This is a genomic window from Rhodococcus sp. P4_F3_2 (genome assembly GCF_056401335.1).
In genome coordinates this window covers 19,925-46,469 of record NZ_JBFUJN010000025.1, presented here as the reverse complement: position 1 = coordinate 46,469, position 26,545 = coordinate 19,925, and the positions used below count along the sequence as shown (strand labels likewise).

General features: G+C 59.0%; 27 protein-coding genes and 2 pseudogenes. 22 read left to right on the top strand and 7 right to left on the bottom strand.

Going from position 1 to position 26,545, the window contains the following annotated elements; all coding sequences use genetic code 11:
- The first annotated feature begins 15 nt into the window (after positions 1 to 15).
- The 14 genes and pseudogenes from AC1DWA_RS23830 to AC1DWA_RS23765 all read left to right on the top strand — a co-directional run bounded on the left by AC1DWA_RS23830 (position 16) and on the right by AC1DWA_RS23765 (position 14,438).
- The gene (locus AC1DWA_RS23830; protein ID WP_477847193.1) at positions 16 to 873 is read left to right on the top strand and encodes a phytanoyl-CoA dioxygenase family protein; all 858 of its coding nucleotides are present in this window, start codon (positions 16 to 18) and stop codon (positions 871 to 873) included.
- A 13-nt stretch (positions 874 to 886) separates the two neighbouring features.
- The gene (locus AC1DWA_RS23825) at positions 887 to 2,326 is read left to right on the top strand and encodes an MFS transporter (protein WP_477847191.1); all 1,440 of its coding nucleotides are present in this window, start codon (positions 887 to 889) and stop codon (positions 2,324 to 2,326) included.
- Positions 2,326 to 3,243, top strand: coding sequence for an SDR family NAD(P)-dependent oxidoreductase (locus AC1DWA_RS23820; protein WP_477847189.1), 918 nt, complete (start codon positions 2,326 to 2,328; stop codon positions 3,241 to 3,243). The genes AC1DWA_RS23825 and AC1DWA_RS23820 overlap by 1 nt, the downstream gene beginning before the upstream one ends.
- Positions 3,240 to 3,575: pseudogene (locus tag AC1DWA_RS23815) on the top strand (NAD(P)-binding protein); the annotation flags it as partial. The gene AC1DWA_RS23820 and the pseudogene AC1DWA_RS23815, both read left to right, overlap by 4 nt.
- Positions 3,576 to 3,827: 252 nt before the next feature.
- Complete coding sequence (locus AC1DWA_RS23810; protein ID WP_477847241.1) at positions 3,828 to 5,012, top strand: flavin-containing monooxygenase; 1,185 nt, start codon at positions 3,828 to 3,830, stop codon at positions 5,010 to 5,012.
- Between the two features lie 50 nt (positions 5,013 to 5,062).
- The gene (locus tag AC1DWA_RS23805; RefSeq protein WP_477847187.1) at positions 5,063 to 5,962 is read left to right on the top strand and encodes a TauD/TfdA dioxygenase family protein; all 900 of its coding nucleotides are present in this window, start codon (positions 5,063 to 5,065) and stop codon (positions 5,960 to 5,962) included.
- Entirely contained in the window at positions 5,955 to 6,911 is a 957-nt protein-coding gene (gene mvk, locus AC1DWA_RS23800; RefSeq protein ID WP_477847185.1) for a mevalonate kinase, read from the top strand. Before AC1DWA_RS23805 ends, mvk begins: the two co-directional genes overlap by 8 nt.
- Positions 6,908 to 7,882, top strand: coding sequence for a diphosphomevalonate decarboxylase (gene mvaD / locus AC1DWA_RS23795; protein WP_477847183.1), 975 nt, complete (start codon positions 6,908 to 6,910; stop codon positions 7,880 to 7,882). The genes mvk and mvaD overlap by 4 nt, the downstream gene beginning before the upstream one ends.
- A 53-nt stretch (positions 7,883 to 7,935) precedes the next feature.
- Positions 7,936 to 8,973: a phosphomevalonate kinase gene (locus AC1DWA_RS23790; protein WP_477847235.1), complete on the top strand. Its 1,038-nt coding sequence runs from the start codon at positions 7,936 to 7,938 to the stop codon at positions 8,971 to 8,973.
- Positions 8,970 to 10,100, top strand: coding sequence for a type 2 isopentenyl-diphosphate Delta-isomerase (gene fni, locus AC1DWA_RS23785; RefSeq protein WP_477847181.1), 1,131 nt, complete (start codon positions 8,970 to 8,972; stop codon positions 10,098 to 10,100). Before AC1DWA_RS23790 ends, fni begins: the two co-directional genes overlap by 4 nt.
- On the top strand, positions 10,097 to 11,167 hold the full coding sequence (locus tag AC1DWA_RS23780; protein WP_477847177.1) for a hydroxymethylglutaryl-CoA reductase: 1,071 nt from the start codon (positions 10,097 to 10,099) through the stop codon (positions 11,165 to 11,167). The genes fni and AC1DWA_RS23780 overlap by 4 nt, the downstream gene beginning before the upstream one ends.
- A complete protein-coding gene (locus AC1DWA_RS23775) occupies positions 11,160 to 12,344 on the top strand; it encodes a hydroxymethylglutaryl-CoA synthase (protein WP_477847175.1) in 1,185 nt (394 codons plus the stop codon). The genes AC1DWA_RS23780 and AC1DWA_RS23775 overlap by 8 nt, the downstream gene beginning before the upstream one ends.
- Before the next feature lie 51 nt (positions 12,345 to 12,395).
- Positions 12,396 to 13,427 carry a polyprenyl synthetase family protein gene (locus tag AC1DWA_RS23770; RefSeq protein ID WP_477847173.1) on the top strand — a complete coding sequence of 344 codons (1,032 nt, stop codon included), beginning with the start codon at positions 12,396 to 12,398 and terminating at the stop codon, positions 13,425 to 13,427.
- A 111-nt stretch (positions 13,428 to 13,538) separates the two neighbouring features.
- Positions 13,539 to 14,438: an alpha/beta fold hydrolase gene (locus AC1DWA_RS23765; protein WP_477847172.1), complete on the top strand. Its 900-nt coding sequence runs from the start codon at positions 13,539 to 13,541 to the stop codon at positions 14,436 to 14,438.
- 706 nt (positions 14,439 to 15,144) lie between these two features.
- On the opposite strand, the gene AC1DWA_RS23760 is transcribed toward AC1DWA_RS23765, so the two are convergent.
- On the bottom strand, positions 15,145 to 15,621 hold the full coding sequence (locus AC1DWA_RS23760; RefSeq protein ID WP_477847170.1) for a CPBP family intramembrane glutamic endopeptidase: 477 nt from the start codon (positions 15,619 to 15,621) through the stop codon (positions 15,145 to 15,147).
- Between the two features lie 183 nt (positions 15,622 to 15,804).
- Between AC1DWA_RS23760 and AC1DWA_RS23755 the strand changes: the two genes are divergently transcribed.
- From AC1DWA_RS23755 to AC1DWA_RS23745, 3 genes are all read left to right on the top strand, one after another.
- The gene (locus AC1DWA_RS23755) at positions 15,805 to 16,035 is read left to right on the top strand and encodes a hypothetical protein (RefSeq protein WP_477917118.1); all 231 of its coding nucleotides are present in this window, start codon (positions 15,805 to 15,807) and stop codon (positions 16,033 to 16,035) included.
- Between the two features lie 75 nt (positions 16,036 to 16,110).
- A complete protein-coding gene (locus AC1DWA_RS23750; RefSeq protein ID WP_477847166.1) occupies positions 16,111 to 16,455 on the top strand; it encodes a hypothetical protein in 345 nt (114 codons plus the stop codon).
- 85 nt (positions 16,456 to 16,540) lie between these two features.
- Positions 16,541 to 17,275: a hypothetical protein gene (locus tag AC1DWA_RS23745; protein WP_477847164.1), complete on the top strand. Its 735-nt coding sequence runs from the start codon at positions 16,541 to 16,543 to the stop codon at positions 17,273 to 17,275.
- A gap of 28 nt (positions 17,276 to 17,303) precedes the next feature.
- On the opposite strand, the gene AC1DWA_RS23740 is transcribed toward AC1DWA_RS23745, so the two are convergent.
- The gene (locus AC1DWA_RS23740; protein WP_477847162.1) at positions 17,304 to 18,419 is read right to left on the bottom strand and encodes a DUF6615 family protein; all 1,116 of its coding nucleotides are present in this window, start codon (positions 18,417 to 18,419) and stop codon (positions 17,304 to 17,306) included.
- A gap of 310 nt (positions 18,420 to 18,729) precedes the next feature.
- Between AC1DWA_RS23740 and AC1DWA_RS23735 the strand changes: the two genes are divergently transcribed.
- Positions 18,730 to 18,990 (top strand): WhiB family transcriptional regulator, encoded by a 261-nt coding sequence (locus tag AC1DWA_RS23735; protein WP_477847160.1) that lies wholly within the window; start codon positions 18,730 to 18,732, stop codon positions 18,988 to 18,990.
- Positions 18,987 to 19,328 carry a hypothetical protein gene (locus tag AC1DWA_RS23730; RefSeq protein WP_477847158.1) on the top strand — a complete coding sequence of 114 codons (342 nt, stop codon included), beginning with the start codon at positions 18,987 to 18,989 and terminating at the stop codon, positions 19,326 to 19,328. Before AC1DWA_RS23735 ends, AC1DWA_RS23730 begins: the two co-directional genes overlap by 4 nt.
- A gap of 226 nt (positions 19,329 to 19,554) precedes the next feature.
- Here AC1DWA_RS23730 and AC1DWA_RS23725 read toward each other — a convergent pair whose 3' ends face one another.
- Positions 19,555 to 20,793 carry a HEPN-associated N-terminal domain-containing protein gene (locus AC1DWA_RS23725; protein ID WP_477847156.1) on the bottom strand — a complete coding sequence of 413 codons (1,239 nt, stop codon included), beginning with the start codon at positions 20,791 to 20,793 and terminating at the stop codon, positions 19,555 to 19,557.
- A gap of 67 nt (positions 20,794 to 20,860) precedes the next feature.
- Positions 20,861 to 21,869: pseudogene (locus AC1DWA_RS23720) on the bottom strand (IS481 family transposase).
- A gap of 386 nt (positions 21,870 to 22,255) precedes the next feature.
- On the opposite strand from AC1DWA_RS23720, the gene trpS reads away from it, so the two are divergent.
- Complete coding sequence (trpS, locus tag AC1DWA_RS23715; RefSeq protein ID WP_477847154.1) at positions 22,256 to 23,296, top strand: tryptophan--tRNA ligase; 1,041 nt, start codon at positions 22,256 to 22,258, stop codon at positions 23,294 to 23,296.
- Between the two features lie 95 nt (positions 23,297 to 23,391).
- Here trpS and AC1DWA_RS23710 read toward each other — a convergent pair whose 3' ends face one another.
- Positions 23,392 to 23,556: a hypothetical protein gene (locus tag AC1DWA_RS23710; protein WP_477847152.1), complete on the bottom strand. Its 165-nt coding sequence runs from the start codon at positions 23,554 to 23,556 to the stop codon at positions 23,392 to 23,394.
- Between the two features lie 65 nt (positions 23,557 to 23,621).
- On the opposite strand from AC1DWA_RS23710, the gene ligD reads away from it, so the two are divergent.
- Complete coding sequence (gene ligD / locus AC1DWA_RS23705; RefSeq protein ID WP_477847150.1) at positions 23,622 to 24,596, top strand: non-homologous end-joining DNA ligase; 975 nt, start codon at positions 23,622 to 23,624, stop codon at positions 24,594 to 24,596.
- A 68-nt stretch (positions 24,597 to 24,664) separates the two neighbouring features.
- On the opposite strand, the gene AC1DWA_RS23700 is transcribed toward ligD, so the two are convergent.
- Entirely contained in the window at positions 24,665 to 25,420 is a 756-nt protein-coding gene (locus AC1DWA_RS23700) for a phosphotransferase family protein (RefSeq protein ID WP_477847148.1), read from the bottom strand.
- A gap of 69 nt (positions 25,421 to 25,489) precedes the next feature.
- Positions 25,490 to 25,897, bottom strand: coding sequence for a VOC family protein (locus tag AC1DWA_RS23695; RefSeq protein ID WP_477847146.1), 408 nt, complete (start codon positions 25,895 to 25,897; stop codon positions 25,490 to 25,492).
- An 88-nt stretch (positions 25,898 to 25,985) separates the two neighbouring features.
- Between AC1DWA_RS23695 and AC1DWA_RS23690 the strand changes: the two genes are divergently transcribed.
- Positions 25,986 to 26,543: a GNAT family N-acetyltransferase gene (locus AC1DWA_RS23690; RefSeq protein ID WP_477847144.1), complete on the top strand. Its 558-nt coding sequence runs from the start codon at positions 25,986 to 25,988 to the stop codon at positions 26,541 to 26,543.
- Positions 26,544 to 26,545: the final 2 nt, after the last annotated feature.

Genomic DNA, 26,545 nt, shown 5'->3' with positions numbered 1-26,545 from the left:
AGGACGGAATACATCGTGGATCACGAAAACACCGGTTTCGCCCCCTACGAGGACTGCTCCGAGTTGCTGGCGAACCGCTCTGCTCTGGACGAGTTTTACAACACGAACGGCTACGTATTTCTACGTGGGGTGCTCGACCCGGTCAAAGTCGAATTAGTAGCTACCCAGATGCTCGACGGTCTCCGACAACTCGGACATGTTCCTGACGGCGCGACGTTGGAGAATACCGGCCTGAAATCGTATGAGGCGGTGGACGAAGCGGCCTTGCACGAGTACGTCAACTACGACGAATTTTGGAACGACCCCTCCACTGTCAGGGTCTTGGAACAAGTTTTCGGGGAACCGATCAGCGTTTTCAAGAGCACCACGATCCGCTACTACCCCGGTGGCACGAATCCAGACGGCCCGAACTACGTCACGCCACTGCACCAAGACGGCTACTACATCGGGCCAAACAAGGATTTCCGCACTACGTGGGTGCCGCTCCTTCCCACTTCCTCTACGGTCGGCGGTGTTGCGCTCGCGCCGGGTAGTCACACCGAAGGAGCGCGGGATCATGTGAGGGACGAGCGCTACGAGCGGTTCGGTCGAGCTGTGAGTGGAATCCCCGCTGACAGTCTCGAGAATTTCTATCCCTTCCGGTTCTCGCCCATGGAACCGGGTGACGTGCTCATATTCCATGCGTTCTTGTGCCACAAGTCGGTGCCCAATCTCGATCGGACTGGAAAGATCCGGATGTCGATGGACACTCGGGTCCAACCCGAGGCGACTCCGTTCGGTTACAACGCTGCCACCCCCTGGGTCGAGTCATCGAAGGATGCTTCCAAAGGGATCATGTCCAAGCTGACCGGGACACCCACCGTCGAGGCCTGAGCCAGGAGTATTGATGGACAAATCTGAGCCTCGTCTTGACCGGGCGAGTTCAATCGATCTCGCAGCAAGAGGGTCTGAGACTCTGTCACGATACGGGCTGATCGTGCTGCTGAGCGGTTTCGCAATGACGATCGCTGACACCTTTATCGTCAATGTTGCGCTCGATACGATCAAGGTCAGCCTGGGAGCTTCTCCAGCAATGTTGTCGCTGGTGGTCGCGGGATACGGAGTCAGCTACTCACTCGGTCTTGTTCTCGCCGGCCGATTCGGCGACTCATTCGGCAGAGCACGACTGTTCGTGATAGGAGTTGCCGGATTCACTCTTGCCTCCGTTGTATGCGGCCTTGCCGGCTCTCCACTTATCCTCGTCGGTGCCCGAATTATCCAAGGGCTCGCCGCCGCACTGATGGTGCCCCAGGTCCTCGGCACCGTTCAGGCGACCACCGAGGGCGATCGCAAGACGAGGGCAATTGCCCTGTACGGCTCCGCCGCCGGCATCGCTGCAGTAGCAGGACAAATCATCGGTGGACTGCTCCTGGAAGCCGACTTGTTCGGAACATCCTGGCGGATGCTCTTCTTGATCAACGTTCCCATCGGTATCTGGATTCTGTTGTCATCGCGCAGCGTTCCCGAATCACGATCACCGCAACCGTTGGGGATCGATACAGTCGGAACGATTACCTTCGCAGTTGCCCTCGCGAGTTTGCTCCTTGTCATCGTCGGCGGACCTCCGTTGGGATGGCCCTGGTGGCTGCTCATCGCACTCGCCGTCAGCATGCTCCTCGCCGCCGCTTTGTACATCTACGAACATTCGTTGGAGCGGTCAGGTAAGGCCCCTCTGCTACCTCCGGCAGTTCTGTCCATCCCCTCCGTCCATCGCGGGCTGGCGTCAATGGTCGTGTTTTCACTGGGATTCGGCGGTTTCCTATACGTCTACGCGATCGTCACTCAGCAGATGTTGGGATTCAGCGGGTTGAAATCCGGACTGATCTTGGTGCCGTTCGCATCGGCGTTTTTCCTGGTGTCTTTGGCAACTCAAAAGATTGTGAAAGTTCTTGGCGTTCGGATCATTACCGTCGGCGCCGCGATTCAAGGTCTAGGGATCACCTTGCTCGCGGTGACCTTCGCAGACCAGTGGGGTGACCCGTCAATCGTCGTACTGGTGCTCATCCTCGGATTGATCGGTGTCGGGCAAGGACTAATCGGACCGACCCTGTTCCGCGTGATTCTCTCGCGTGTTCCCATTGCCAGCGCGGGCATGGCGTCCGGCGTCGTGGTGACAAGCCAGCAGGCAGCAACGGCTGTGGGAGCCGCCGGTGGCGGAGCTCTCATTGCGGTCCTCGGCAGTCACTTCTCCGGTGGCGCGATCGCTGCTGCGTGTTTTGCAGCATTAGCGGGTGTTTCGGTCCTGACTCTCCTTTCCAGCCTCGCCCTACCTCAATTGGACAAGTGATGAGTCACGACGAATATTGGACACCGAAGGCGGCACTAGTGACCGGGGGCGCGAGCGGAATTGGTCGAGCACTGGTAGCTGCTCTGTCAGCGAATGGCGTCGAAACACTGCTCGTCGATCGCGACAGAATCAGAGTGAATGATGCTGTGAACGCGCTGAGTGGGCGCGGGGCGCCGATACACGGTCTGAATGTCGACCTTGCGACGACACATGCGGCGCCCATCGTCTCGGACCGTGTGCAAGAAGTTTTCGGCCGCCCAGCAGTCGATGTCGTCGTCAGCAACGCAGGTATTCTCGGCCCCGTTGGTACGGAACTGTGGAACACCGACATGTCGCGGGTGCGGACAACTATCGACACGAATCTCCTCTCACATATTTCCCTCGCACACCAACTCTTGCCGAAGATGATCGCTAGTGGCACTCGATGCCGATACATCTTCACCGGTTCGATGGCACCCTTCGCATCCGGGTACAACTCGGTGCCCTACGCAGCGACGAAAGCCGCACTGGTGGCAGTCGCGCGGGGGATTTCTGCTGAACTTCGTGGCACAGCTGTGCATTCAGCCGTCGTGTGCCCTGGCTTCGTTCGTACACCGATGACCGCAGAACTGATAGTTCCAGCAGGCGCTGGGGGAGAAAGCGAACTTGCGCCAGAGCACGTTGCCGAAGCAGTCATTGCTCACCTTCAGACTGATGACCTGTACATCTTCCCGAGCCCAGATACCGGAACCAGGATGCTCCAGTATGTCCAGGAACTAATGCAGGCAACTGAACCTGAACAGCATCTCCCCGAGACTCATTGGCGTGCAGGCCAAACCGACGAATACACACGGAGCGAAGCACAAACCCAAAGTAGCGATGAATGGCCGTGCAGCCTGCAGTGGACGGGCACTCACCCAATTGAGGACGGGCGATGAACAAGAAGTCGCAAACCGAATCGCCGGGGCTTCACAACACACGAAAAAGGTACGCCGCGGAGCGTTCGAAGAGATCCGAATCCGACCGCCGATATGTGCGTTTGTCCAGCATTTCGTGGGCCCGATCTAAGGACCATGTCAACCGTGCACCCTGCACCGACGCAGTTGACGTCACCATCATCGGTGCCGGCATCGGAGGATTGGTCCTCGGGGCGCTGTTGCGTCAGACAGGATCTGTGCAGCGGATCCGCCTTGTAGACGAAGCTCCGGAAGTAGGCGGGACCTGGGCAGTCAATGATTTTCCCGGCCTTGAATGTGACGTCGAGAGTTTCATCTATCTGCCGTTGCTCGAACAAACCGGGACTGTCCCTGACTACAAGTACGTGTCAGGTGAGAATATCCTCGATCATTGTAAATCTGTCGCTCGGCGCTTCCGGCTCTATGACGATGCCCTACTATCGACGAGAGTCACGGCAGCCGAATGGAATTGCGCCGATCGCGTCTGGAATATCAAGACCGATGCAGGGGACAGTTTCACGTCGAGATTCGTGTGTTCGGCCATAGGATCCTTGAGTATCCCGAAGATGCCAGACATTCCCGGTATCGAAAGTTTCATGGGTCACTCATTCCATGCGAACCGCTGGGACTACGACTACACCGGGGGAACGGGCGGTCGTGAGCTCAGCAACTTGACCAATAAGACGGTAGCTGTGATTGGCACGGGAGCTACTGCGGTGCAGGTGATTCCGAAGATCGCTGACGCAGCTCAGCGCCTACTCGTCATCCAGCGAACGCCCGCTGTCGTTCTACCGAAGCCAAACCCGGCCACCGACGAAAGATGGTACGAATCACTCCCTTCTGGATGGCAGTCGGAGCGCCGGGACAATTTTCATCGCGTCACCTCCGGGGGGACCGTACACAACGACCTCGTCGACGACGGATGGACTACGATCGCTGCACCGCTCGCAGCGTCCCTGCTGCGGTCTGCCATGGATGGGGACCGAACTGACGCGGAGGTTCTCGATCTTCGGACGATGGAGAAGATCCGCGATGGGATCGACATCGCTGTCGACGATCCGAAAACTGCCGATGCACTCAAACCGTACTACCGCCTGTTCTGCAAACGGCCGACATTTCACAGCTCGTACTATGAGACATTCAATCGAGCGAACACCGAGTTGATCGACACCAGCGGACGCGGTGTAGACCGCATCGATGCTCGAGGGCCCGTAGTGAACGGAACTGTGCATCCCGTGGATTGCATCATTTACGCGACGGGATTCGAATCTGAGTTGACGACGCCTTACACAGCGCGGGCCGGGATCGAGTTCACGGGCAGAGACGGAAGGCGACTATCGGATTGGTGGGCGGACGGAGTACGAACATTCCACGGCGTGATTTCCCATGGATTTCCAAATCTGTTCTTCATGGCCAAATCTCAGTCAGGTCTGCACGTCAATGTTCCTCACATGCTCGAAGCTGTAGCCGAGCATATTTCGTTCATGGTCGAAGAAGCTGTGGCGAATGACGCGCTCGTGGAGCCGACGCAACGAGCAGAAAGCGCCTGGGTGCAGGAAATCTCGACGTCAGCTCCGCGGGACCTCGAGTTCGCACAAAGTTGCACGCCGGGACTGTTCAACAACGAAGGCGATCCAGAACGTTCGCCTCGCCAGAACAGCAGTTACGGGAAGGGCTCCATCGCCTTCCTCGAACTTCTTGAACACTGGCGTAACTCAGGTGACAAGTCGGACGTCGGCCTCAGCAACTAGAAGAGCGTTCGCGGTGCGGAAGAATTGAAATATCAAGGGGAGGAAACCATATGAGGATCGAGAAGCTCCACGGCAGCCCCTTTGGCGCGGTAGTCCACGACGCTCCGGTCGGACCAGAAATCTCGGACGGAGCGGTTGAGCAAATCCGACGAGCCGTCGACGAACACATCGTGCTGGTTTTTCGTGGCCATCAGTACCCGTCTGACGAGGACCTGATCGCGTTCGGCCGCAGGTTCGGCTACATACCTCGAACCGGGCTCAACGCAGGAAAGGGCGCGGCCGAGATGTACAACGAGATGCTTCTGATCTCGAACATCATTGACGACAATGGGGCCAAGATCGGTGTCGGAGACGCCAACTTCATGGACTGGCACACGGACTACTCTTTTCGCCCCAAAGTCTCACAATTCGGGTTCCTGTCAGCAGTGGAACTCCCGAGGAAAGGTGGCGAGACAGCATTCACGAACATGTATGCCGCATACGAATCGATGACGCCCGAACTCCGCGGCCGCCTCGCGAATCTCAGCGTACGGCACAGCTTACGAGGCGGGTATGAAGATCATATCGAAGACGTCCTCCAGGGTGAAGTTCTCAACGGCGACCCAGCCCGTTCCAACCCGGCGGACGGGACATCAACGGTTCATCCCCTATTGGCGCGAAATCCCCGCACCGGTCGTTCCGCCATATATGTCAACCCTTTGAACTCGAAGAAGATTATTGAGTACGAGAACGAAGAAAGCGCTCTCCTTCTCAAGGAGATGTTCAAACTGCCTGGGCGAGAGGATATTTCATACACCCATCACTGGCAGGAAGGAGACATCGTACTGTGGGATCAGCTCGGAACGGTGCATGCCCGTCTGCCGTTCGACAACACGGAGAGACGCAAGCTCCGGAAAGTGGTCACCATCTTCGATGACGCGCAAGCTCCTTGGAAGCATGCGCATGCTTGACGCCAGGGCCCAGCCATTGGGGTACGGCACCAGTCACGCGAAGGTCATACTTTTCGGCGAGCACGCGGCACTTTTCGGCGGACCTGCAATTGTGTGGCCGCTGAAGCAGATTGCAGCCGAATCGGTGATCATGTCAGCAGCACGCCGCGGGATCACAGTAGTCGCTGATTCGACAGCGTCAGGTCGACTTGTCCAACAGGATGAAGGCAGCCCTCTGGCTATCGCTGCAACCGAAATGTTGTCGGTCATCGACCAGCCAGACGCGTCGTTGCTCGTCGAAGTCCGAAGTAACATTCCGGTCGCTCGCGGGCTCGGGGCCAGTGCCGCTATGGCCGCTGCAGTGGTGGACGGCATCGCCGCCGCATTTCAACTCACCTTGTCCGCCGAAGACAGATTTCATGCCATCCAGGTAGCGGAAATGCAGGCTCATGGCCGGTCCAGCGGAATCGACATACACGGTGTCACATCTGATTTGCCGATCATCGTAGAGGGGGAGACAGTCGCGGAGTTGACCCCGAGCGGTCAATTCGCTCTGACAATCGCTGACTCCGGGATCCCCTCTCGCACCGCCGAATCGGTCAGTGCGGTTGCACGATTGGTTGCCACTGATGTGGGCACGCAGGACATGCAGAATCTACTCGGTGTCTGTGCAACCGCGGTAGACACAGCGAGGAAGGCATGGGATCCGAGTGTGATCGGAAGTCTCATGCACGAGGCGCACTCGGCGTTACGTGCGTTGGGCGTGAGCAGCCACGGCATCGACCGCATGGTCTCAGCTGCCGCACACGTGCCCGGAGTGCACGGCGTCAAAGTGACTGGTGGAGGAATGGGAGGGTCAATCGTGGCAATGAGTACCACCGATGCGGCAGAGCAGGTGGCCGAGGCGCTCATTTCTGCGGGTGCGCGGCACTGCTGGAAGGTTCCCGTCCACGCTGGAGTGCCCGTATGAACGCAACCGCCACTGCCTACCCCAACATCGCTCTCATCAAATACTGGGGGAAGCAGGACGAGAATCTGATACTTCCGGCCACCCCCAGTTTGTCACTGACCCTCGATGTTTTCGCGACAACCACGACAGTGCGTTTGGTAGACCACGAGTTCGACACGGTGGTGCTCAATGGCGACGAAACAGATGGCCCCTTCGCTGAGCGCGTCGTCAGGTTCCTGGACATTGTTCGCGCTCAGTCGCGTAACTCCGCTCGTGCGCAAGTCATTACGAGAAATAGCGGACCGACGGCCGCTGGGCTCGCGTCCTCATCTTCCGGCTTTGCAGCCCTAGCCCTAGCGGCGAGCACAGCGTTCGGCATGGAGCTCTCGTCGAAGGATCTGTCAAGGCTGGCGCGCCGTGGCTCGGGCTCGGCATGCCGCTCGATCTATCCTGGCCTCTCGTCGTGGCATCCCGGTTCGGACGAGACTTCGCACGGTGAGCACATCGCCTCGACCGGCCTCGACCTCTCCATGGTGATCGTCATGGTCAACGCAGCATCAAAGTCCATATCGAGTCGCACAGCGATGCGATTTACCACCGAGACGTCCCCCTATTACGCCGCTTGGGTCGACAGCTCGCAGACCGACATGCAGCGTGCGCTCGATGCGATTGCATCGGCGGATCTACCCGCGCTAGGGCTGCTCGTCGAACGCAACGCGCTCAAAATGCACGCATCGATGCTCGCTGCCGACCCCCCCATCGTCTACTTGGAGCCGCTCTCCCTCGAGCTTGTCAGATTTGCCGGATCGCTACGCAGAGAAGGGATCGATGTCTTTGCCACGATGGACGCCGGCCCCAACGTGAAGCTTCTTTGCTCCTCGCAGGACGCCGGCATCGTGGCGGAGCAGATTTCGAAGTCTTTCGACATCGAGACCATTGTCGCACGGTCCGGTCCTGGGGTGTATCTGGATGACAGTGCGGTGAAGTCGTGACAACCGGTGACAGGCGAGACGACATCTGCACAGGCATAGGTTACGGAAAGCTGATGATTGCAGGCGAATACTCGGTCACACGCTCGGGTCGTCGAGCGATTGTCATGGGAGTGAACCGAGGAATAACTGCTCGTACGACTCCTTCGATGAGCAAGTCGGTGAGTTTGCAATACAAGCAACGCTCGGAGACAATCAGGATTGAAAAACTCTGCAGCACAGACTATTTACACTATGTGTCCCCGGACAATTCGTACGCCCTGCACCTCGTAGCCAAGATCGCGAAATTGGCGCAGTCCATGGGAGTGAGATTTACCGGCGCCAAAATAGCGATCGATTCCGACCTCGATGACCCTTTACTCCGCGTGAAGTACGGACTTGGAGGATCATCAGCTGTTGCAGCCTCGTTGGCGGTATCCCTGGACGCGTACCTAGGTCTCGCACTCGACCGCGACCGTCTCTGGAAGCTGTCGTACCTGGCGACGATTGAGTCCAACCCGCAGGCTTCCGGGGCTGATCTCGCCGCCGCGTTGTGCGGAGGGTGGGTCCACTATCGGTCACCCGACCGTGAGTGGCTAACCGACAAGATCGACAACACTGAACTCGGAGCACTGATTTGTGCGGATTGGCCCGGACTTGAGATCGAGCGACTGACGCGACCGCCAGATGCGGGTGCACTCGTGGTGGGGTGGTCCGGAACCCCAGCTACTACTGCAGATTTGGTCACGGCTGCCAGGTCTCGAATCTCGAATGATTTTCTCGAACACAGCGATCGGACCGTAGCCGGACTTTCGAAGGCGTTAACTACCGCCGACTACTCTGCTACCGCCCACTACGTCCACCAAGCGCAGGCACACTTCGAGGATTTGGACAGCCCCCCGGTGGGGATTCTCACCGACAACTTACGAACAATGATCCTCGAATCCTCGAAACTCGGGGTACCGGCCAAAGTATCTGGTGCAGGCGGGGGAGACTGCTGCATCGCCTTTCCATCCGACATTCACCATCAACGTGCACTGACTCAACGGTGGAACGATCTGGGCTTTCCAGTTCTGCCGCTGAGCCCAGCCCCGGAAGCAGAGGCCCCCGAATGAGTGAGAACGCGAGCAACCGGAAAGACGATCACGTGAGGCTCGCCAACAGCTTCCACGATGTCAGCACTTCCCTTGGAGAGCGACGGGCGTTCGACGACGTTGACTTCGTCCACCATGCGTTGGCAGGTGTAGATGTCGAGGAGGTCGACATCTCCGCCACTGTTCTTGGTGATCATTGGAGCAATCCTTTCTACATAAACGCAATGACAGGCGGCAGTCTCTACACCGGTGAAATCAATGCTGTGTTGGCTGAAGCTGCTGCCGCTACCGGCACGGCCGTCGCCAGCGGCTCGATGGCCGCGTACCTGAAAGACCCGGAAACGGCAGCGAGCTTCCGCGTCCTTCGAACCAGGAATCCGAAAGGGTTCGTCGCTGCCAATATCAATCCCAACTACCCGGTAGAGCAAGTGCGTCGAGTGGTCGATCTGCTCGAAGCAGACGCCCTGCAAATCCACGTGAACCTGGTCCAGGAATTGATCATGGGTGAGGGAGACCGGACTTTCTCTCACTGGATTCGCAACATAGCTTCGATCGTCGACGCGATGTCCGTTCCGGTCATCGTCAAGGAAGTCGGCTTCGGACTCAGCGCCAAGACATTACACAGTCTCGTGGACGTAGGGATCGAGACAGTAGATGTGAGCGGTACGGGTGGGACGAATTTCGCTGCGATCGAAGACAATCGGAAGGAGGACGGTGCTCCACGATTCGACTACCTGCACGGTTGGGGGCAGAGCACACCTCTTGCGCTGATTGAGGCTGACCAACGCGGACCGATCGTGACACGACTGGCGTCTGGCGGGGTCAGAAGCCCCTTGGACGTTGCCAAGTGTTTAGCGCTAGGTGCCCAGGCGGCAGGTGTATCGGCCTCCTTCCTTGCCAGTGCCTTGCGGACTGGATCTGATGGGCTCATTTCTGAAATCAACAGATGGCGTGGGGAATTGACCAGCATCTACAGTTTGGTCGGGGCTCAGTCGACACCAGATCTGTCGAGAACGGACCTAGTCCTCACCGGCCGGCTGCGCGATATATCAGTGGCGCATGCGCTCGAGCCCAACGCCTACGTCAATCGGACCGACACTCACGGCAGTCCTCGCACTACTCCCATCAGAGAGGTTCTCGCGCAATGACCGGACACTCAGACACGACAACACCTCCCACGCTGATCCCTACCAGATGGGTAGGCCCCCTGCGTCTTTCCGGCCCGATCATCGACGAAAGCGTTGAAGTTCCATTGGCCACGTATGAAGCGCCACTGTGGCCCTCTGTTGGGCGCGGCGCACGAGTGTCGCGGCTCGTACCGGAGGGTCGGGGAATTCGTGTGGAGGTGCTGAGTGAAAGCATGACGCGATCCGTCGTGGTGCGTACAGCGGATGTCACGGCGGCTGCGAACGTGGCCTCACGGGTGGAGGCGGATCTGCACGAACTCCAGACGGTCGTAGCCGACACCAGCAGGTTCGCGCGACTGAAAGGTGTACACACCGAGATCGTCGGTGCGTTGGTCTTCCTTCGGTTCCAATTCACGACAGGTGACGCGTCGGGGCACAACATGACGACACTCGCGTCCGAACATTTGATCGCACACGTGATGACGCACTACTCCGCAGAGTACGGTTCCATCTCTGGAAATCTTTGTGTCGACAAAAAGAATTCCTCGATCAACGGAATCCTCGGTCGAGGAAAGTCTGTGACTGCCGATATATTAATTCCTTCCGAGATTTTATCGAGTCAACTCCGTACTTCCGCTTCCAGTGTTGCGCGACTGAATCAGGAGAAAAACTATATTGGGAGCATCCTTGCCGGCGGCGTTCGGACTGCAAACGCACACTACGCCAACATGCTCCTCGCCTTCTATTTGGCTACAGGTCAAGATGCGGCGAACATAGTAGAAGGTTCGCAGGGATTTACCTATGCGGAGGATCGGGATGGTGACCTCTACTTCTCATGTTCACTTCCGAATCTCATCGTCGGAACGCATGGCAATGGAAAAGGCAGCCCCGCGATCCAGGCCAATTTGGCTCGATTGGGGTGCGGAGACGGGCACGGAGTCGGCGACGCTGCGCGGCGGTTGGCGGCCATCTGTGCTGCGACCGTCCTCTGTGGTGAGTTGTCACTCCTCGCGGCTCAAACGAATCCCGGCGAATTAATGAAATCCCATCTCTCGCTCGAAAGAAGTGAAACTCATGCCAATGCCTGAAAGCGTGACTGTTGGAATCGAAGATATCGCCTTCTCGACAGCAGGATCAGTAATCGATCTGTCGGTGATCGCGGATGCGCACGGCGTTCCTCACGACAAGTTCTATGTCGGCATTGGGCAGAATCAAATGAGTGTGGCAGGGCCCGACGAGGATCCTGTCACACTTGCTGCTGCCGCGGTGGACGAGATCAAGCAAAGAAATGATCTCACAGCCGTGCGGACTCTACTTCTCGCTACCGAATCAGGAGTTGACCAATCCAAGTCGGCGGGCGTGTTCGTTCACGGACTCGTGGGTCTCCACCCCAATGTCCGCGTGCTTGAACTCAAGCAAGCGTGCTATAGCGCTACCGGCGCCTTGATGCTTGCGCGATCACTGGTGACCTCCGATCCTTCGGAGAAAGTGCTCGTCGTCGCCACTGATATCGCCAAATACGACATTGGATCCAGCGGAGAACCAACGCAGGGCGCGGGCGCCGTTGCGATGCTTATTTCCACTACACCGAGGATCCTCGCCTTCGATAGGCCTACGGGTGTTTACACCGACGATGTCATGGATTTCTGGCGACCGAACCATCGGAAGACAGCCTTGGTGGACGGCAAGTTTTCTATCGAGGCTTATCTTCGGGCGCTGAGTGAATCATGGGAAGACTATTCCGCCCGCGGAGGGCGTCCGTATTCTGAGCTAACTACTGTCTGTTTCCATCAGCCGTTCACAAAGATGGCCAACAAGGCTCACAGGCATTTGGCTGAGATCAACTCTTCGCGGCAGACAGGCGAGGAGATAGCCACTCTTCTGGATCCCACGCAAATTTACAACCGAAGGATCGGTAATACGTATACGGCATCAATGTATTTCTCTTTGATAAGCCTGTTGGAGAATTCTGAGAAAGATTTGGACGGCGCGCATGTAGGATTCTTCAGTTACGGATCCGGAAGCGTCGGCGAATTTTGGTCGGCAACCATTCAGCCCGGGTATCGAAATTACATATCTCGTGAAAATAGCGTTCGAAAATTAGATTGCCGTACCGAGGTTGGTTATCTAGAGTATCTAGATTTTCATCAACATGGCCTTCCGGAAAATGGCTCGTCGGCTGAGGTGGAGCGTAAAACATCTTCCGGTGGATTTAGGCTTTCTGGAATAGATTCAGATCGTCGTCGATATGAGAATTTTATCTGAGTGCTCATTTTTAATTCATCTCAATCGGGATTAGAGAGGTAGGAGGACGGTATGTCCGATAGTCAGGCAACGGTGGTCGAAAATCTTCTCCGGACCTCGCGAGACCGAGTAGAGCCCGCGTTGTGGAGCGCCATCCAAACATTGGAAGAGCCGATTCGGGAGGTTTGTGAGTACCACTTCGGCTGGAGGGACCTTGACGGCGTTACTCGCCGCAGGGCGTTGGCGTTGGGCAAAGGTATTCGACCAGCGCTGGTTTTCCTCGGTGCGCGAGCGCTCGATGGTGGCGATCGAGATGCTCACGAGGCAGCAAAAGCTGCAGCCGGAATTGAGCTAATCCACAACTTTTCGCTTGTGCACGACGACATCATGGATGAAGACAAGACTCGGCGTCACCGTGAAACGGTATGGTCTGCGTTCGGGCAACCTGCAGGAATACTTGCTGGCGACGCTCTACTGTGCTTGGGCCTCAATACCGGGCCTGTTCAGTGGCGGGGAGGCGGGGAACTTGTCCGAGCGGTTCAGGAGTTGATTCATGGCCAATTCCTCGATCTTGACTTCGAGGCACGACAACATGTGGATCTACAGACATGTATTCGAATGGCGGATCTCAAAACTGCAGCACTCACGGCGGCAGCGTGCGCCCTGGGCGGTCACTCAGCGGGGGCAGACGACTCTGAGATCGAGGCACTTCGTAACTACGGCAGGAATTTCGGCTTGGCCTTCCAACTGGCCGACGATGTCCTCGGAATCACCGGTTCCTCTGGCTCGACAGGCAAAGCAGAAAAGAACGACATCTGGAGGCGCAAGCGTAGCCTCCCCGTCGTTTACGCGCTCACACAGAAAACTACTGCCGCTCAACGACTCCGAGATCTTTACGCACAAGATCAGTGGACAGGTGGTGATGTGGGCGAAGCGCATACGATCATCACCGCACTTGGTGCAGTGGAGTGGGCTCGTGAGGAATCTGACGGTCATGTGAAGGCGGCTGTCGACGCTCTGACTCGAAGTCCTCGCATTGCGAACAGCCCCGTTCTTCCGCAGCTTGAAGCGCTCGCGGTATTTGCCTCGAACCGAAATCTCTGAAGGACGTCCGCTGGCCACTCCCGTTGTCCGCCTGTCTCTGGAGCAGCGAACGATTGCTGCTGTAGCCCCGGTTGTAGCTTGTGAAACGCTGTTCACCACAGTTCTCCAGGAATGATCTGGATGGTTGAGGGGCACGGTAGGCCCCGTAGTAGCGATGCGTTCGGCGGCAAGGTGCAAAGAATGGTCAGAGCAGATGCCCATGAGCCAGCACGGGTTCACTTTGAGGTAATCGGCAGTGGAGATCGTGAGCCGATCGTAGTCCTTCCAGGCGGCGGCGTTCGATCACCCGAGTACCTAGGGGACATACGTCGGTGGGGTTCGGTTCGCCCGCTCGCAGTGGTGCACTACCGGGGAACCCCGATGTCGCCAGGACTTCCAGGGCCGTGGTGGAACCAATTCGACGACCTGGAGGAGGTGCGCCGGACACTCGGATTGAAATGCGTTGACATCCTGGCGCATTCGGCAGGTACACGAGTGGCATTGGCCTATGCCGCGATGGGCGCACCCGTGCGGCGGTTGGGGTTGGTAGCACCATCTCCCACACCTTGGTTGGTCGATACTGATGACGACACCGAGGCACTCGCCAGCGATCGTCGCGGAGAGCCGGCTATCGAGGCTGCGCTGGCAGCAGGGCCCTTGGAGTTGGAAGACGAGACGAGATTCTACGCACAACAATTCGTGACTGCCCCGCTCGGATATGCGCGATGGGACGCGAGGTCACAGCGCCATGCATTGCTCGGCGAGACTAACTTCAGAGCGCTGCAATCTTTCTTTTCTGCCCCACCTCCGCACGGGCTGATTCGCCGAATCGGCGAACTCCGTGTTCCAGTTCACATCATTGGTGGCGCTGCAGATTTGTTGTCCGGCAGGGCGACGGTTGAGGCGCTGCGTAGGGCACTTTTTGACTCTTCTGTGGAGTTTCTGGAAGCGAGTGGACATTATCCGTGGGTCGATCAACCAGAGGCGTTTGCGTGCGCCGTGCGCCGGTGGTCGTCCGCTTATACAGAGTAGGACGGCGGGGCGGGTCGGGCGTTGGGGAAGGAAGCTCCTGTCCTGTCGGTTCCAGAAGCCTGTGGTGTGTACGCGGGCGTTATATGACCGGACTGGGAAGCGGAATTTACGTGGTACTGACCGAAATTCCGCATGGACCCCGTGTCGAGCGCTCGCTGTACTTTGAAGGTGGCCCTGTCGGTTTCGTGTGAGAAGCGAGGCAATTTGCAGCCACCCTACGGGATCTCGACAGACCGCGGTGTCCAGGTGAGTGCGGGCGTACCCTCTCTGTAGCCGGTATCGTCAGCACCGAGATGCCACTCGGCCGGACTGCTGAAGACGTGCGGCCATTGGCAGGGCGTGACATCTCTGTTCCTCGGTTCAGCTGAGTAAGTCTCGCTTTTTACAGAGACTTACTCAGTCGTTGACGTTGGCAGCGGCCCGGAGGGTGGCGAGTGAGATGGGAGGGCCATTTTCCGGGTGCGGCCACGACGGGTGCGGCCACGACAGATTCGATTGTTGCTTTTGCGTCAGCCTCATCGATATCGGCGGCCACCAAAAACGAAGCGCCTCTTGGTTCGATCCGATCCCCGTCATAGGTGTGCGTCGCCTGAACGGACACCCACGACCGTCGCGCTGGTTCGCACCGCGGTTCGTCTCGCAGAGGCGACGGGCCCCAGCTGGTTGGTGGCATCCAATCGATCTGCAGCGGCGAAGTGACCACCATTTAAACGAGGGCGTTGTACGCGGCGTGGCTGGCGATCGACGGAATCAGTGACCTTGTCCAGATGGCAAGTCCGCCCCAGAGAAGTCCGGCAACCACCGTGACTGCTGCATTGAGGGCGGAGAAGGTGTAATGCGCCATGCCGAATTTGTAGCAGAGAAGGATCCACAGTCCAGCGCTCATTACGTGTGCTGCCCATTTCGGCCAGCCGCTACGAAAGTATCGGCGTGCGAGAACGACTGCAGCGATCAACGGTCCACGCCACAGGATTTCTTCTGTGACGACTCCGGAGATCAGTGTGAGACCAGGGATGTGGGATGCCCAGCCTGAACTCAGCCAGGTTGATCGTTCGGCGTCGGCGGCAAGTTGTTCGGGGGATTGATGTGTTCCTACTGTCTGGACTGCGAGGTCGAGAATCGGTCCTTGCAGCAGAGCGGTGATCGCCAGTGTGACGATGGTGACGGCGACGAGTTTTGCCATTGTTCGTGGTTGGGGGAATGTGCAGCCGATGCCCGAGCCGCGAGGAAGGTCAGCTGATGCGCTCGACCGTGAGATGGGACGTCGAACTGACTGCCCTGTCGTCGATCTCGCAGAAAGGCGAGGAGTCGGAAACGACGACCACAGTTTCGCCGCGAACCGATCCTGCAGCCCGACGGGAGGAAAGTGCTGGTACCGGTCGTGTCGGGGAATTCGCTGCGGGGAGCATTGCGACGTACCGCCGAGGAGTTGTTCCGCGATGTGATCGGCTACGAAGGACAGATACCTCTCTCCGCGGCGCACGCACTGCGCAACGGCGGCAACCTGAGCAAAGTCGCCGGCGACTCACTGACCGGCCGCAGGCGTCAGCGCCTGCGCGAACTGGTCCCGCCGATCAGTTTGTTCGGAGGCAACTGAGGCGGTGCGCCGCCGATGGACGGATGCCTGAAAGTCGGCAAAGTCGTTCCCCGAGTGAAGGAAACAGAATCGATCATGAGCAGGCCCTACCCGGGAGCGCTGATGTCGCAATTCGAGCTCATGTCCCTGGAAAGTTACAGCCGCTTCGACGACGCCGGCACCAAGTCCTTCCCCGCGCCCTTCGATGCCGACACCGTGCCCGGTTCGGGAACTTCTGCGCACCAGACGTCGATGTTGATGCGCTTCGAAGTCGAGACCCTGCCCGCAGGAACACATTTCGAAACATTCCTGAGGCTCGACCGGGCAACAGACCGCGACATCGCCTTCTTCAGCGACGTATGGGAACGATTCGCGCGAGACGGCTCCTGGGTGGGCGCAGCGCGATCGGGCACGGCAGAGTCCGCGCCGAGTCGGAGCTGACCGTCTTGACCGGCCCCGGCCCGCAGGTAGCGGACTGGCGAGCGGAACTGGAACCGCTACGAGAAGACGTGATCGAGGCACTGGGATGGCTGACATGAACTCAGACACCACCTTCGCTCCCTTCCTGGTCAGGGCGCATCTCTCGTCCGGGTTGGCACATGCAAGCCCCTGGGGGATCGCCTTGGACGGCATCCTCGCCGCGGAGCTGTGGGCCGACCACAAAGCAGGCGCCCTCGACCGCGGCGAATACGTGCCGGCGCTCTCGCCGCAGGCGACCCCGCCGGATCTCGAATTACCGCTCGCGCGCTGCACTCTGGCGGGCGCGGACTGGCATTGGTGCGCGACCTGTTCGTTCCCCGAAGACCCGGCCGGGGATCCAGTGGTGCGGCACTGGGCGAGCAGAACTGATCACCGAGGGCTCGAGGAACTCGCGTCGAGCGTGCCGGCAGTGATCTCGGACCGGCAAGGCCGCTACCGGGCGAGGTACATGCCGTTGATGATCACCAATTCCCGAACGGTCACCTGGCGCGGTGTTGGTGACCTGGCTGCTGTCGCGGCGATATTATCCGGTCTCGATGTGATCGGGAAGAAACGCGCGCACGGTGAGGGCCGCGTTCTGCGGTGGGAATTCGAGAACCGTGCAGGTGAGGATCCGTGGGAGTTCTCGCACGAGCACGCCGACGGGACGCTGGGGCGCACGACACCGGCGTCATGTGTGGCCTCGCGAGATGCGCCGGTCACCTCGGGGTTCGGGTTGGCTGGTATTCGTCCGCCGTACATGCACCCGGCGCGGATGCGCGAACTCCACCTGCCGCGGTAGCGGTGTTCGAAGGCGGACTGGTGGCGTGTTACTCGAAACGGGTAACAGGTTGTATTGGTCGAATTTTGCGACTCACCGGGCGGGGCTCGTCCGGCTGGACTCTGGGTGGTGCGATGAGTGTGAGGACTTGTTTGGGGGCGGCATCGATGTAGGAGAAGGGGTGCCGGACGTCCTCGGGGATGGGTTCGTTGTTGAGGACAGCGGAGACATAGTTCGGTAGTTCCTCTCTGTCGAAGATCCGGATGTTGGTGGGCGCGAAAAGCTCTTCCGAAGATTCGAGTGGAGATGGGGTCGCAGGCTTCCATTCGATGGGAACCCTCAGTCTCGTCATTTTCGTCCAGTCGTCGAGATAGTTTCGATAACTACGCCGCACCCAATCCTCGCTGTGTGCAAGGAGTTTCAGTGTCGATGAGTTGACAAGCAATGAGTATGCCGAGTTTTCCGAATCGAATGCGCCCAGTATGTCGCCGTGGGCGCCAGACATGACTGTCCACTGAGCAAACTGCATGAAGGTCAGCGGGGAAGGCCCTGGTGGTGGAGACACGTCGTGGGTGGTGACACGGTCGTTCGCCAGGCACGACCATGGGAGTGCGTGCTCACGGATCGCGGCTAGCGGGACGTCGTCGATTTGTCCCTTGGTCTGGGGGAACCGCTTGAGGAATACATCTGCGCTGACAGCAGTGATTCGATCGCCGGAGGGGCCGAGGCAGCATGTGTGGTCGCTGTACCGGACGCCGGGAGCGGCGAGGTTGTAGAGCGCATAGAGGCTATGCGCCCCGCTCTTTCGGGCGTAGAGGTCGAGTAGGTCGATCTGCTGCATGCCAGTGGATCGAACGGTGTGTTTGATCTTGTATTTCCCGGCCGGGTGTGCCTTGGGTGTTTGAAGCTTCTTGGCTTGGATGACGAGGTGAAACCATTTGTTCGAGCCGTCCGAGATCCACCATTCCCAGTCCGCCCCGTAGCGGGATTCCTCTCTGCGGGTGAAGGCTCCGACGTGGAGGTCGGGAAGGGTTTTCGCAAGGTCCAGCAAGATCCGTTCGGTGGTTCCTTCTTCACCTTGGCGGATGTTGTGGAACTCCCCATCCGTGAAGTTTTGGCCAGCGCGGTGTGCATTCTTGAACAACGCTATTGCGAGTTGCGTCATGCCCGGGCCAGGCGGCGTGGAGGAAGTTGGAGTTGGCACGTGTGTCCCGTCGTGTTGGGCCACCGGACAGGGGTTGCCGGCGTCAGAGGATCGCATGTCTGTGGGCGAGCGCTTAGGAATCTACCGGTGGTTGTGCAGTCGCTAGAAGTGCCCAGAAATGCACTGATCAGGTAGAACTGCGCTTCGCTTCCACGGTGTGAAGTTCGAAAAGGCAGGGTGGCCCTTCTGCTTCGGTTCAAGCAGTCCAGGTCCCTCGCTACCGTTCCCCCATCAATCCGAGAGGCAGATGTGTAGAGGAGTTGTGGTTGCGATGACCATCACCGAGATTCACCCGGGCGATATCGCTGGGAATGTCGATTGGCAAGAGCGGGCAGTGTGCCAACGTACTGATCCCGAAGCATTCTTTCCAGAACCCGGAGAAGCTGTCCGGCCGGCGAAACGGGTCTGCGCAGGATGCGAGGTTCGTGTCGACTGCTTGGCATTCGCATTGGTGAACGACGAGCGTTTTGGTGTCTGGGGTGGGTTGACTGCCTCGGAGCGGCGCCGTCGCTATCCGCGGGCGCAGCCGTGACCACCCACGTGGACTTCACCCATACCTCGTACGCGGAGGCCGCGCGATATGCCGATTCCATCAAACTCGCTCGATATATCTGGGATCGAGGGATTTGCGGCACCGAGCTCCTCGACCTCAGTGGAGCTACCCGCCGAGCACTCGCCAAAGCTGCTGTTGTGAGCCCGCCTAGTATGTCGGAAACATGGGCGACGGTGGCGGATCTTGTGGCAGAACAATCAGCGTGGGCGGACGCTCACCCAGATGATCCGGGTTCTGTTCCGCTGCACGCAGACGAACACGAGGCGTGGATTTCGTGGATCCGCCCAGCAAGCGAAATCGGTCCCTCACATGGGTGATCTTCTGTTCATGGCAGGTGCCTCGATGACATGCCTGTTGGGCGTTGCCGGCCTCACCGTTGGCCTTCGAGGGGCAAAGGATCCGACTGACGAAGACGAAGCGCTCAGGCCCGCAAGCGCATGATCCCGGCGATGTGCACCGCACCACGGCATTGACGCGGTTACAACGCAACGCGAAAACCCGAGCCCGACCCCGCGCAGAGCCGGTGAAATCGCGTCGATCGGTTCACCATCGAATCGTCGGCGGCTCCGGCTCCCTGATGACCGAAGTGACCCGATGCTTCTGAACCGTGGATAGGTCAAGGCTGAGCATTGTGTTCTTCCCTTCGGATCCCTTATCCGCGCATTGCTCAGGGCCGCCGAAGATGACGACATTGCAACCGGCAGCCTGAGTGCTTGGGAACATCAGCCCATCGATCCTTTCGCCAGGGAAGGCGTAGCGCAGATACTCGGTGAAAACCTGAGTAGGGACGTAATCGATGTGTTCGCGACCATCGAGCTCTACCGGCAGAGTGAGATCTTTGACGAAATTTTGAAGGAATCGAAGACTGAAGTAAGCACGGTGCTGGGCAGGGTCGAAAATACTCGGAATTGGAACATCGTCCAGGTGCGAGAGGTCCAGAAGTCGCAGCTCGCGGGCAGGTGAAAACTCGCCGCTGATTGCGTGCGCGTAGGAGCTGTGGGCGCCGACCTCCGCTATCGCCGTCGCAAGCTCAGTTCCGCCGTAGAACATACTGATGCCCGCTGGGCTCATACGGTTTGCGGCGGCACGGTCATGAGGAGGTGAGCCAAGTTGGGCGGCCGCGAATTCTGAAACGTCTGGGGCAGTAACAAGCATTCTTCCCCTGTAGAGGGGGGAGGGGCATGTAACCGGAAACAGACCAGGCACGGCGCGAATCATCGCTACCAAATCTTTGAAGAGGTCGACGGCTGTGAGACGGTTGCCGTCGTCGTCGCCCGGCAGACCCAAAATCAAGAACCGACTTTGATGTTTGACAATGGACTTGAAAGCATCCCAACCGTATTGTATTACCAAGTCCGGGGAGGGTCTCTGCCAATTGCGATCGACCCAAACTTGGCAAGTCAGCGCATCTGAGACATCCGCCAACAACTCGCGGCCGGGTTCAAATTCCGAGTGGAAAAAACTGATTACATCGTATACAACATCTTCGGGATCGTACTCGATGGTCAGTTCCACTTCGCTAGTGTCAACGCCCGATTCCGCGGCAGGCTCGTAGAATAGGTTGATTCCAACCATAATTGCGTCCATGAGCGAGTCGAGGGGCGCAGCCACAGGCTCTTCCTCGGTGCCGATATTTTCACAATAATCGCACTTTTCTTCGGACATATTGTCCGTAATCAACTTTGTGATGATCTCATTGTCGCTGTGCCCGAGACAGATGTTCGTCGAGGGTTCCCGATACCCGCGCTCTTCAATTTCGAGAAGCCTGTTACCTGTGCCCATGACGCCTCTTCCTTACGGTTTTCGATCGTGCTGCCTCTTTGGCAAGAATTTGAGATTACTTGTAGCTCTAGCTGTATGAGGCGCGGACGTTAGTTACGCGGTGCCGGCGGTAAGCGGCGGGCGGACGTCCTCCGCGTGTTGAATGCGGTCGGTGGTAATTGTAGTGAACATTCCAGACCTCGACGGTGGTGCGGCGCTCAGCTTCGCTGGTGTATTCGCGGGAGTGCAGCAGTTCTTCGGCGAGGATGCGGTTGTAGCGTTCGACTTTCCCGTTGTGTTTCGGCGTGTACGGCCGGATGCGGTAGTGCCTCGCTTCGCGGAGTGAAGACGTGAAATCCGCTGCCCGATAGCATGATCCGTTGTCGGTGATCACGCGCTCGATACGAGTGATTCCGTGTGCGGCGAAGAAGAGTCGGGCGTTGTGCATGAAATCGATGGCCGTTGCTGCGGTTTCGTTGTCGCGGGCTTCGGTGTACGCCAGACGAGTGTTGCCGTCGATCGCGGAATGCAGGTACGTGTAGCCGAGGCTGGTCTGCTTGTTCTTCGTTTTCCGCCGCTGGGATCGTTTGGCCTTGTCGAAGCCGCGGCCATGAACGCGCCATCCGCCGCCGTCGGGGATTTTTCCGACTTTCTTGATGTCGACGTGCACCATCTGTCCTGGTCGTTTCGCGATGATGACCTGCGGTTTTCGGTTGTTCTCGCCGTTCGGGTCGATGAACCTGCGCCGATTCAGCCTGAGGTTCCGCAGGATTTTCGTCACGGTCCGGCGAGCAATGACGATGCCGTCGGTGCGCAACTCGAACGTGATCCGTGAGGGAAGACCCTTTCCGGGTCCGGCGCATCGCTTCGATCTCGGCCACGATCCCTGCTGCCGTGGCGGTCGGGTGGTGGATCGGTGTGCTGGATCGGTCCTGCAATCCCAGGTCACCGTATTGGCGATACCGGTTGACCCACTTGGAGGCGCATTGTCGTGAGATACCCATTTCGGCGGCGACATGGGCGATCGGACGGCTCTGACACCGCTCGATCAGGCGTCGCCTTCCTTCCACGGTCAATGGGGCATTACGGTGTGTCACAGGGCTGGTCCTTCTTGCTCGAGAACGGCTATGTCGCAATTCCCATTCTCGCGCTGAGGACCAGTCCGTCTACTTCAGTCCCGCGTCAGCAACGTCCATACCCACAACATCTAGCCGTTCACTATCGACTCGACCAAACAGGTCGAGCAGAGAAACGAAGAATGGCCCGCACAAGGCAAGCAACTTTCGCGAGCGAGTCGCACCATAGTTCGACATCGCGATGAACTGCTACCCTGGCCGGGTGATCGTGATCCGACAGGCATGGTGGCGGCTGCTCTCGCAGCCCGTCTAACCATGTCGTGGGCTGTATGCAGCCCACGCGCAAGTCGAATTCCGGCCGTGCCCTTGAGGTTTCGTACAGTCCCTGACCATTCAGGAGCCGTACGTTGTCTTCCCTCGAAACCGCCACTGCACGTAGCGACCGTCTGCGCGACGACATCGCTGAAAACCCGAGCCGATATCGAGTTCTGACCGGTGAACGCCCCACCGGCCCACTGCATCTCGGACACTATTTCGGCACCCTCGCAGAAAGGGTTCGACTGCACCAGCGCGGCGTCGACACGTACATCGTCCTCGCGGACTACCAGGTCATCACCGACCGCGACGCCATCGGCGAAGTCCGCGGCAACGTGTACAGCGCGGTACTGGACTACCTTGCCGCGGGTATCGACCCGCAACGAGCGACGATCTTCACCCACTCCGCGATACCCGCACTGAACCAACTGGTGTTGCCGTTCCTGAGCCTGGTCACCGAGGCCGAGTTGCACCGCAATCCGACAGTTAAAGCGGAACTCGCCGCATCCGGGCGTGCTCTCAGTGGTCTTCTGCTCACCTACCCGGTCCATCAGGCTGCGGACATCCTGTTCTGCAAAGGCAACCTCGTCCCGGTGGGGAAGGACAACCTCCCACATGTCGAAATGACCCGTGTGATCGCGCGAAGCTTCAACGACCGCTACGGCCAGGTCTTCCCCGAACCTCAAGCGCTGCTTACCTCGAGCCGCGAAGTACCTGGACTCGACGGCAGAAAGATGTCCAAGAGCTACGGAAACGCCATCACACTGTCGATGACCGCCGACGACACCGCAGCGGCAATCCGCAAGACACCGACCGACTCACAACGCCGCATCACCTTCGACCCGATCAACCGCCCCGGGGTATCCGCACTGCTGACCACAGCAGCATTGTGCTCAGGTCGCGACGAGAATGACCTCGCCGACCAGATCGGCGACGCGGGCGCCGGCGCTCTCAAAAAGCTCACCACCATGCTCGTGAACGACTTCCTCGCTCAGCACCGGCAACGCAGAAACGACCTGGCTCAAGACCCCCGCCATGTCGCCGACATCCTGCGTGCCGGAAACGATCGCGCGAACGAATTCGCCCAACAGACGCTCGATGAGGTTCGAACCGCGATGGGCACCATGTACTGAGCAACCTTCCCATAGCGCACTCCAGGGCCGAGGACATTCATCGTGTTGCAACGATCCCCGGAAACGCCGTTTTTTGGGGGGTCAACATTGCGCTCCTACGTCGAGGCTGGACGCTCCGGCATTTTCATCATGATCAGCTCAGCGCCATCTTTGTACGGGTACGCCCACTGACCGTCCTTCGTCATCACCGTGCCGGCCTGGCCCTCGTCCGGGGCTGGGCTCCACCCTTGAGTCTCATCCGGCTCTGCAGTCTCGCTCATCTCACTATTGTCTCAACCTCCGAAAACCGGACGAAACCAGTACAGACCCGCGCACAGTAGAAGGTATGAGCGCTGCCACCGGAAAACCAGTGCCGCCGATGCTCGCCACACTCGGGCAACCCCCGACAGGGGAGCGCTGGGCTTTCGAGTCAAAATGGGATGGTCAAAGAGCCATAGCCACAACAGGTTCCACGTCCACGGCTCTGTGGTCGCGCAACGGCAACAACATTAGCGCATCATTCCCCGAGATCGTCGATGCACTCCGCCCTGTGCTCGATCACCGCGAAACCGTCCTCGACGGGGAAATCGTCGCCCTCGGGCCGGACGGTGTGCCGTCCTTCTCCCTGTTGCAACGCCGAATGCATGTCCTGCGGCCCACCGCGCAGCTTCGCAACGAGGCCGTGACCTCGTACTACGTGTTCGACGTCCTCGACGTTGATGGTGCGTCGACGACTGATCTGCCCTATCTCGAGCGCCGCGAGGCGCTCGCCAATCTCAGCCTCGAACACCCGCGCATCAAAGTTCCACCGCACTGGCTCAACGTCGACGGACCGACCATGCTCGAGGTGGCGCGCAAACACCATTTGGAAGGGATCGTGGCCAAGAACATTTCCTCGATCTATCAGTCCGGCAAGCGATCTCGCGACTGGATCAAAACGCCTCTGAGAGCTAATTGTGAGGCCGTAGTGTGCGGCTTCCTCCCCGGCTCGGGAGGTGCGCCAGGAGGAGTCGGATCGTTGATCCTCGGCGCTCACGACGATTCAGGGGTCCTCAGATATATCGGAAACGTTGGTACGGGTCTGACCGATCGACAGCGCCGCGAACTGCGGAACAAGCTCGTCGAACTCCATCAGCCGATCAGCCCGTTCACTATCGAGCCGACGCGAGCGGTCACCCGCAATGCATCCTGGTCGAGGCCGATCCTTGTCTGCGACGTGGAATACAGAGAGTACACCGGTGGCAGCCTTCGGCACCCATCCTTTCGAGGGCTGCGCAACGACAAGACCGCCGCTGAGGTCAACCCGCCAGGTCGTCACTGAGTCGGTGCGACAGTGCAATTGCGGTCCAATCGAAGCGCGGCAGAACTATCCTGGTGATTAGCCTCTCGTCATCCGCGTATCGCTTGTCGATTCAGCACGTCTACTTCGCAGCCGGGTGCGGCTGGATCGAATCCGTGCTCGATCAGCCAACGGACACCTCTCAAGCTGCGCAGCGACCACCAGGCGCGGATGACGTCGAGGTCGACGTCAGCACCGTAGCCGTCTATGACGTCATCGAGGTGTTCCGGGTGGCCGAGGGTCAGTGTTGCGAGGTCGTACAAGGGATCACCTTGGGCTGCTTCGGACCAGTCGATGACACCGGTGACCTCGTCACCGGCGACGAAGACATGCGACGCTTGAAGATCACCGTGTGTGAACACCGGAGTCCACGACCTGAGCGCAATCTCGGCAATCCGACGGTTGGATGCAATCACGCCGGTGGCAACCACCCCGCTCCTGGTCAGCCATGCACATTCGCGGTCCAGTTCCGAGGCGGTGTCGTCGAGACCACGTCCGGGCCAAGGCGGCAACGGTGCGTCGTGCAGCATTCGAACGGCGGCGCCCGCCGCGGCCCACGCCACTGAAGACGCGGTCGACGGTTCGCCGAGGCGGCCGAGCGCGTTTCCCCGCAGTGCGCCGAGCGCGAGGACAGGCGGTGTGCGCCAAAGAATCTGCGCTGTCGGGACCGGGGCGCGGAGCATTGCTTCGACCTCGATGTCGGTTTTCGACTGATCGGCGTCGATCTTGAGGAACACCTCGCCGACCCGCAGAGTCGCGCGCTCGTTGTGGGCGACGACGACCTCGACTTCTGTCACGTCGACCATTGTGACTGAGATGGGCTGTGGCGTCGCGGGGTTTCTCGTGTGCATGCGATCGTGATCGATTGTTCGAGCTCACTCGCCCGGGTCCGAGCCGGGTGGGATCATTGCTGCCACCTGAGACGAGGTGACGCAGAACGGGTGCCCGGCGGGATCGAAGAAGACCCGAAACCGCTGACCACCCGGTTGATGAGAAGCAAGCTCTGCACCGAGGTCGCGCAGCTGCTGTTCGGCTTCTGGAAGGTTGTCGACGCTGAAGTCGAGGTGAAGTCGACGAGGCGCGTCCGGGTTGGGCCACAGGTCTGGCGCATGATTGTCAACGCGTTGGAAATCAATGCGGACATCCTGCTCACTCGTGAGCACAACGAAATCCGGGTTGGCCGAACGAAGTTGTCCACCAAGGAACTTCTTATAAAACTCTGCTAGTTCTCTGGGCTGCGGGCAGTCGACGGTCACGGCGAACAACTTTGCAGGAAGCGGCATGCGACAGTTCTATCAGGGCTCCGGCATCACGCCGCCAGTTCTGTGCTCTGACCGGGGGCGTGTGGGAAGCGATGGGGAAGGCGGCGTCATGACTGTGTCCGAGGTATTCGAGCCGGTCAGCACCGAGCGGTTGGTGCTCCGCGGATACCGCGCAGATGACGTGGACGATCTGCTGCGTTATTACAGCCGTCATGAGGTGTGTCGGTTTCTGTTTGACGATCCGTGGACAATCGACCATGCGCGGAAGGTGGTGCAGCGGAAGGTTTTGTGCCGAAGCCTCGGCGACTGTCATCTGGCGCTTGTCGTCGAATACGAGGGCCGGGTGGTGGGCAATGTGGGGGCATGGTTGATCGAAGGGACCGAACACTCTGCGGAACTCGGGTGGGTGTTTTCCCCGGAGGTTGCGGGGAAGGGGTTCGCGACGGAAGCGGTGACCGCGTTGCTCGATCTCGTGTTCGCAGCACCGTCGCTGCATCGGGTGAGGGCGCAGATGGATGCGCGAAACGATGCTTCTGCTCGGCTCGCACGTCGTGTGGGAATGCGACGGGAGGCCCATTTCCGGGAAGATATGTGGGTCAAGGGCGAGTGGACGGACACGGTGGTATTCGCTGTGCTTGCTGACGAGTGGTCGCCGACATCGTGCTGAGA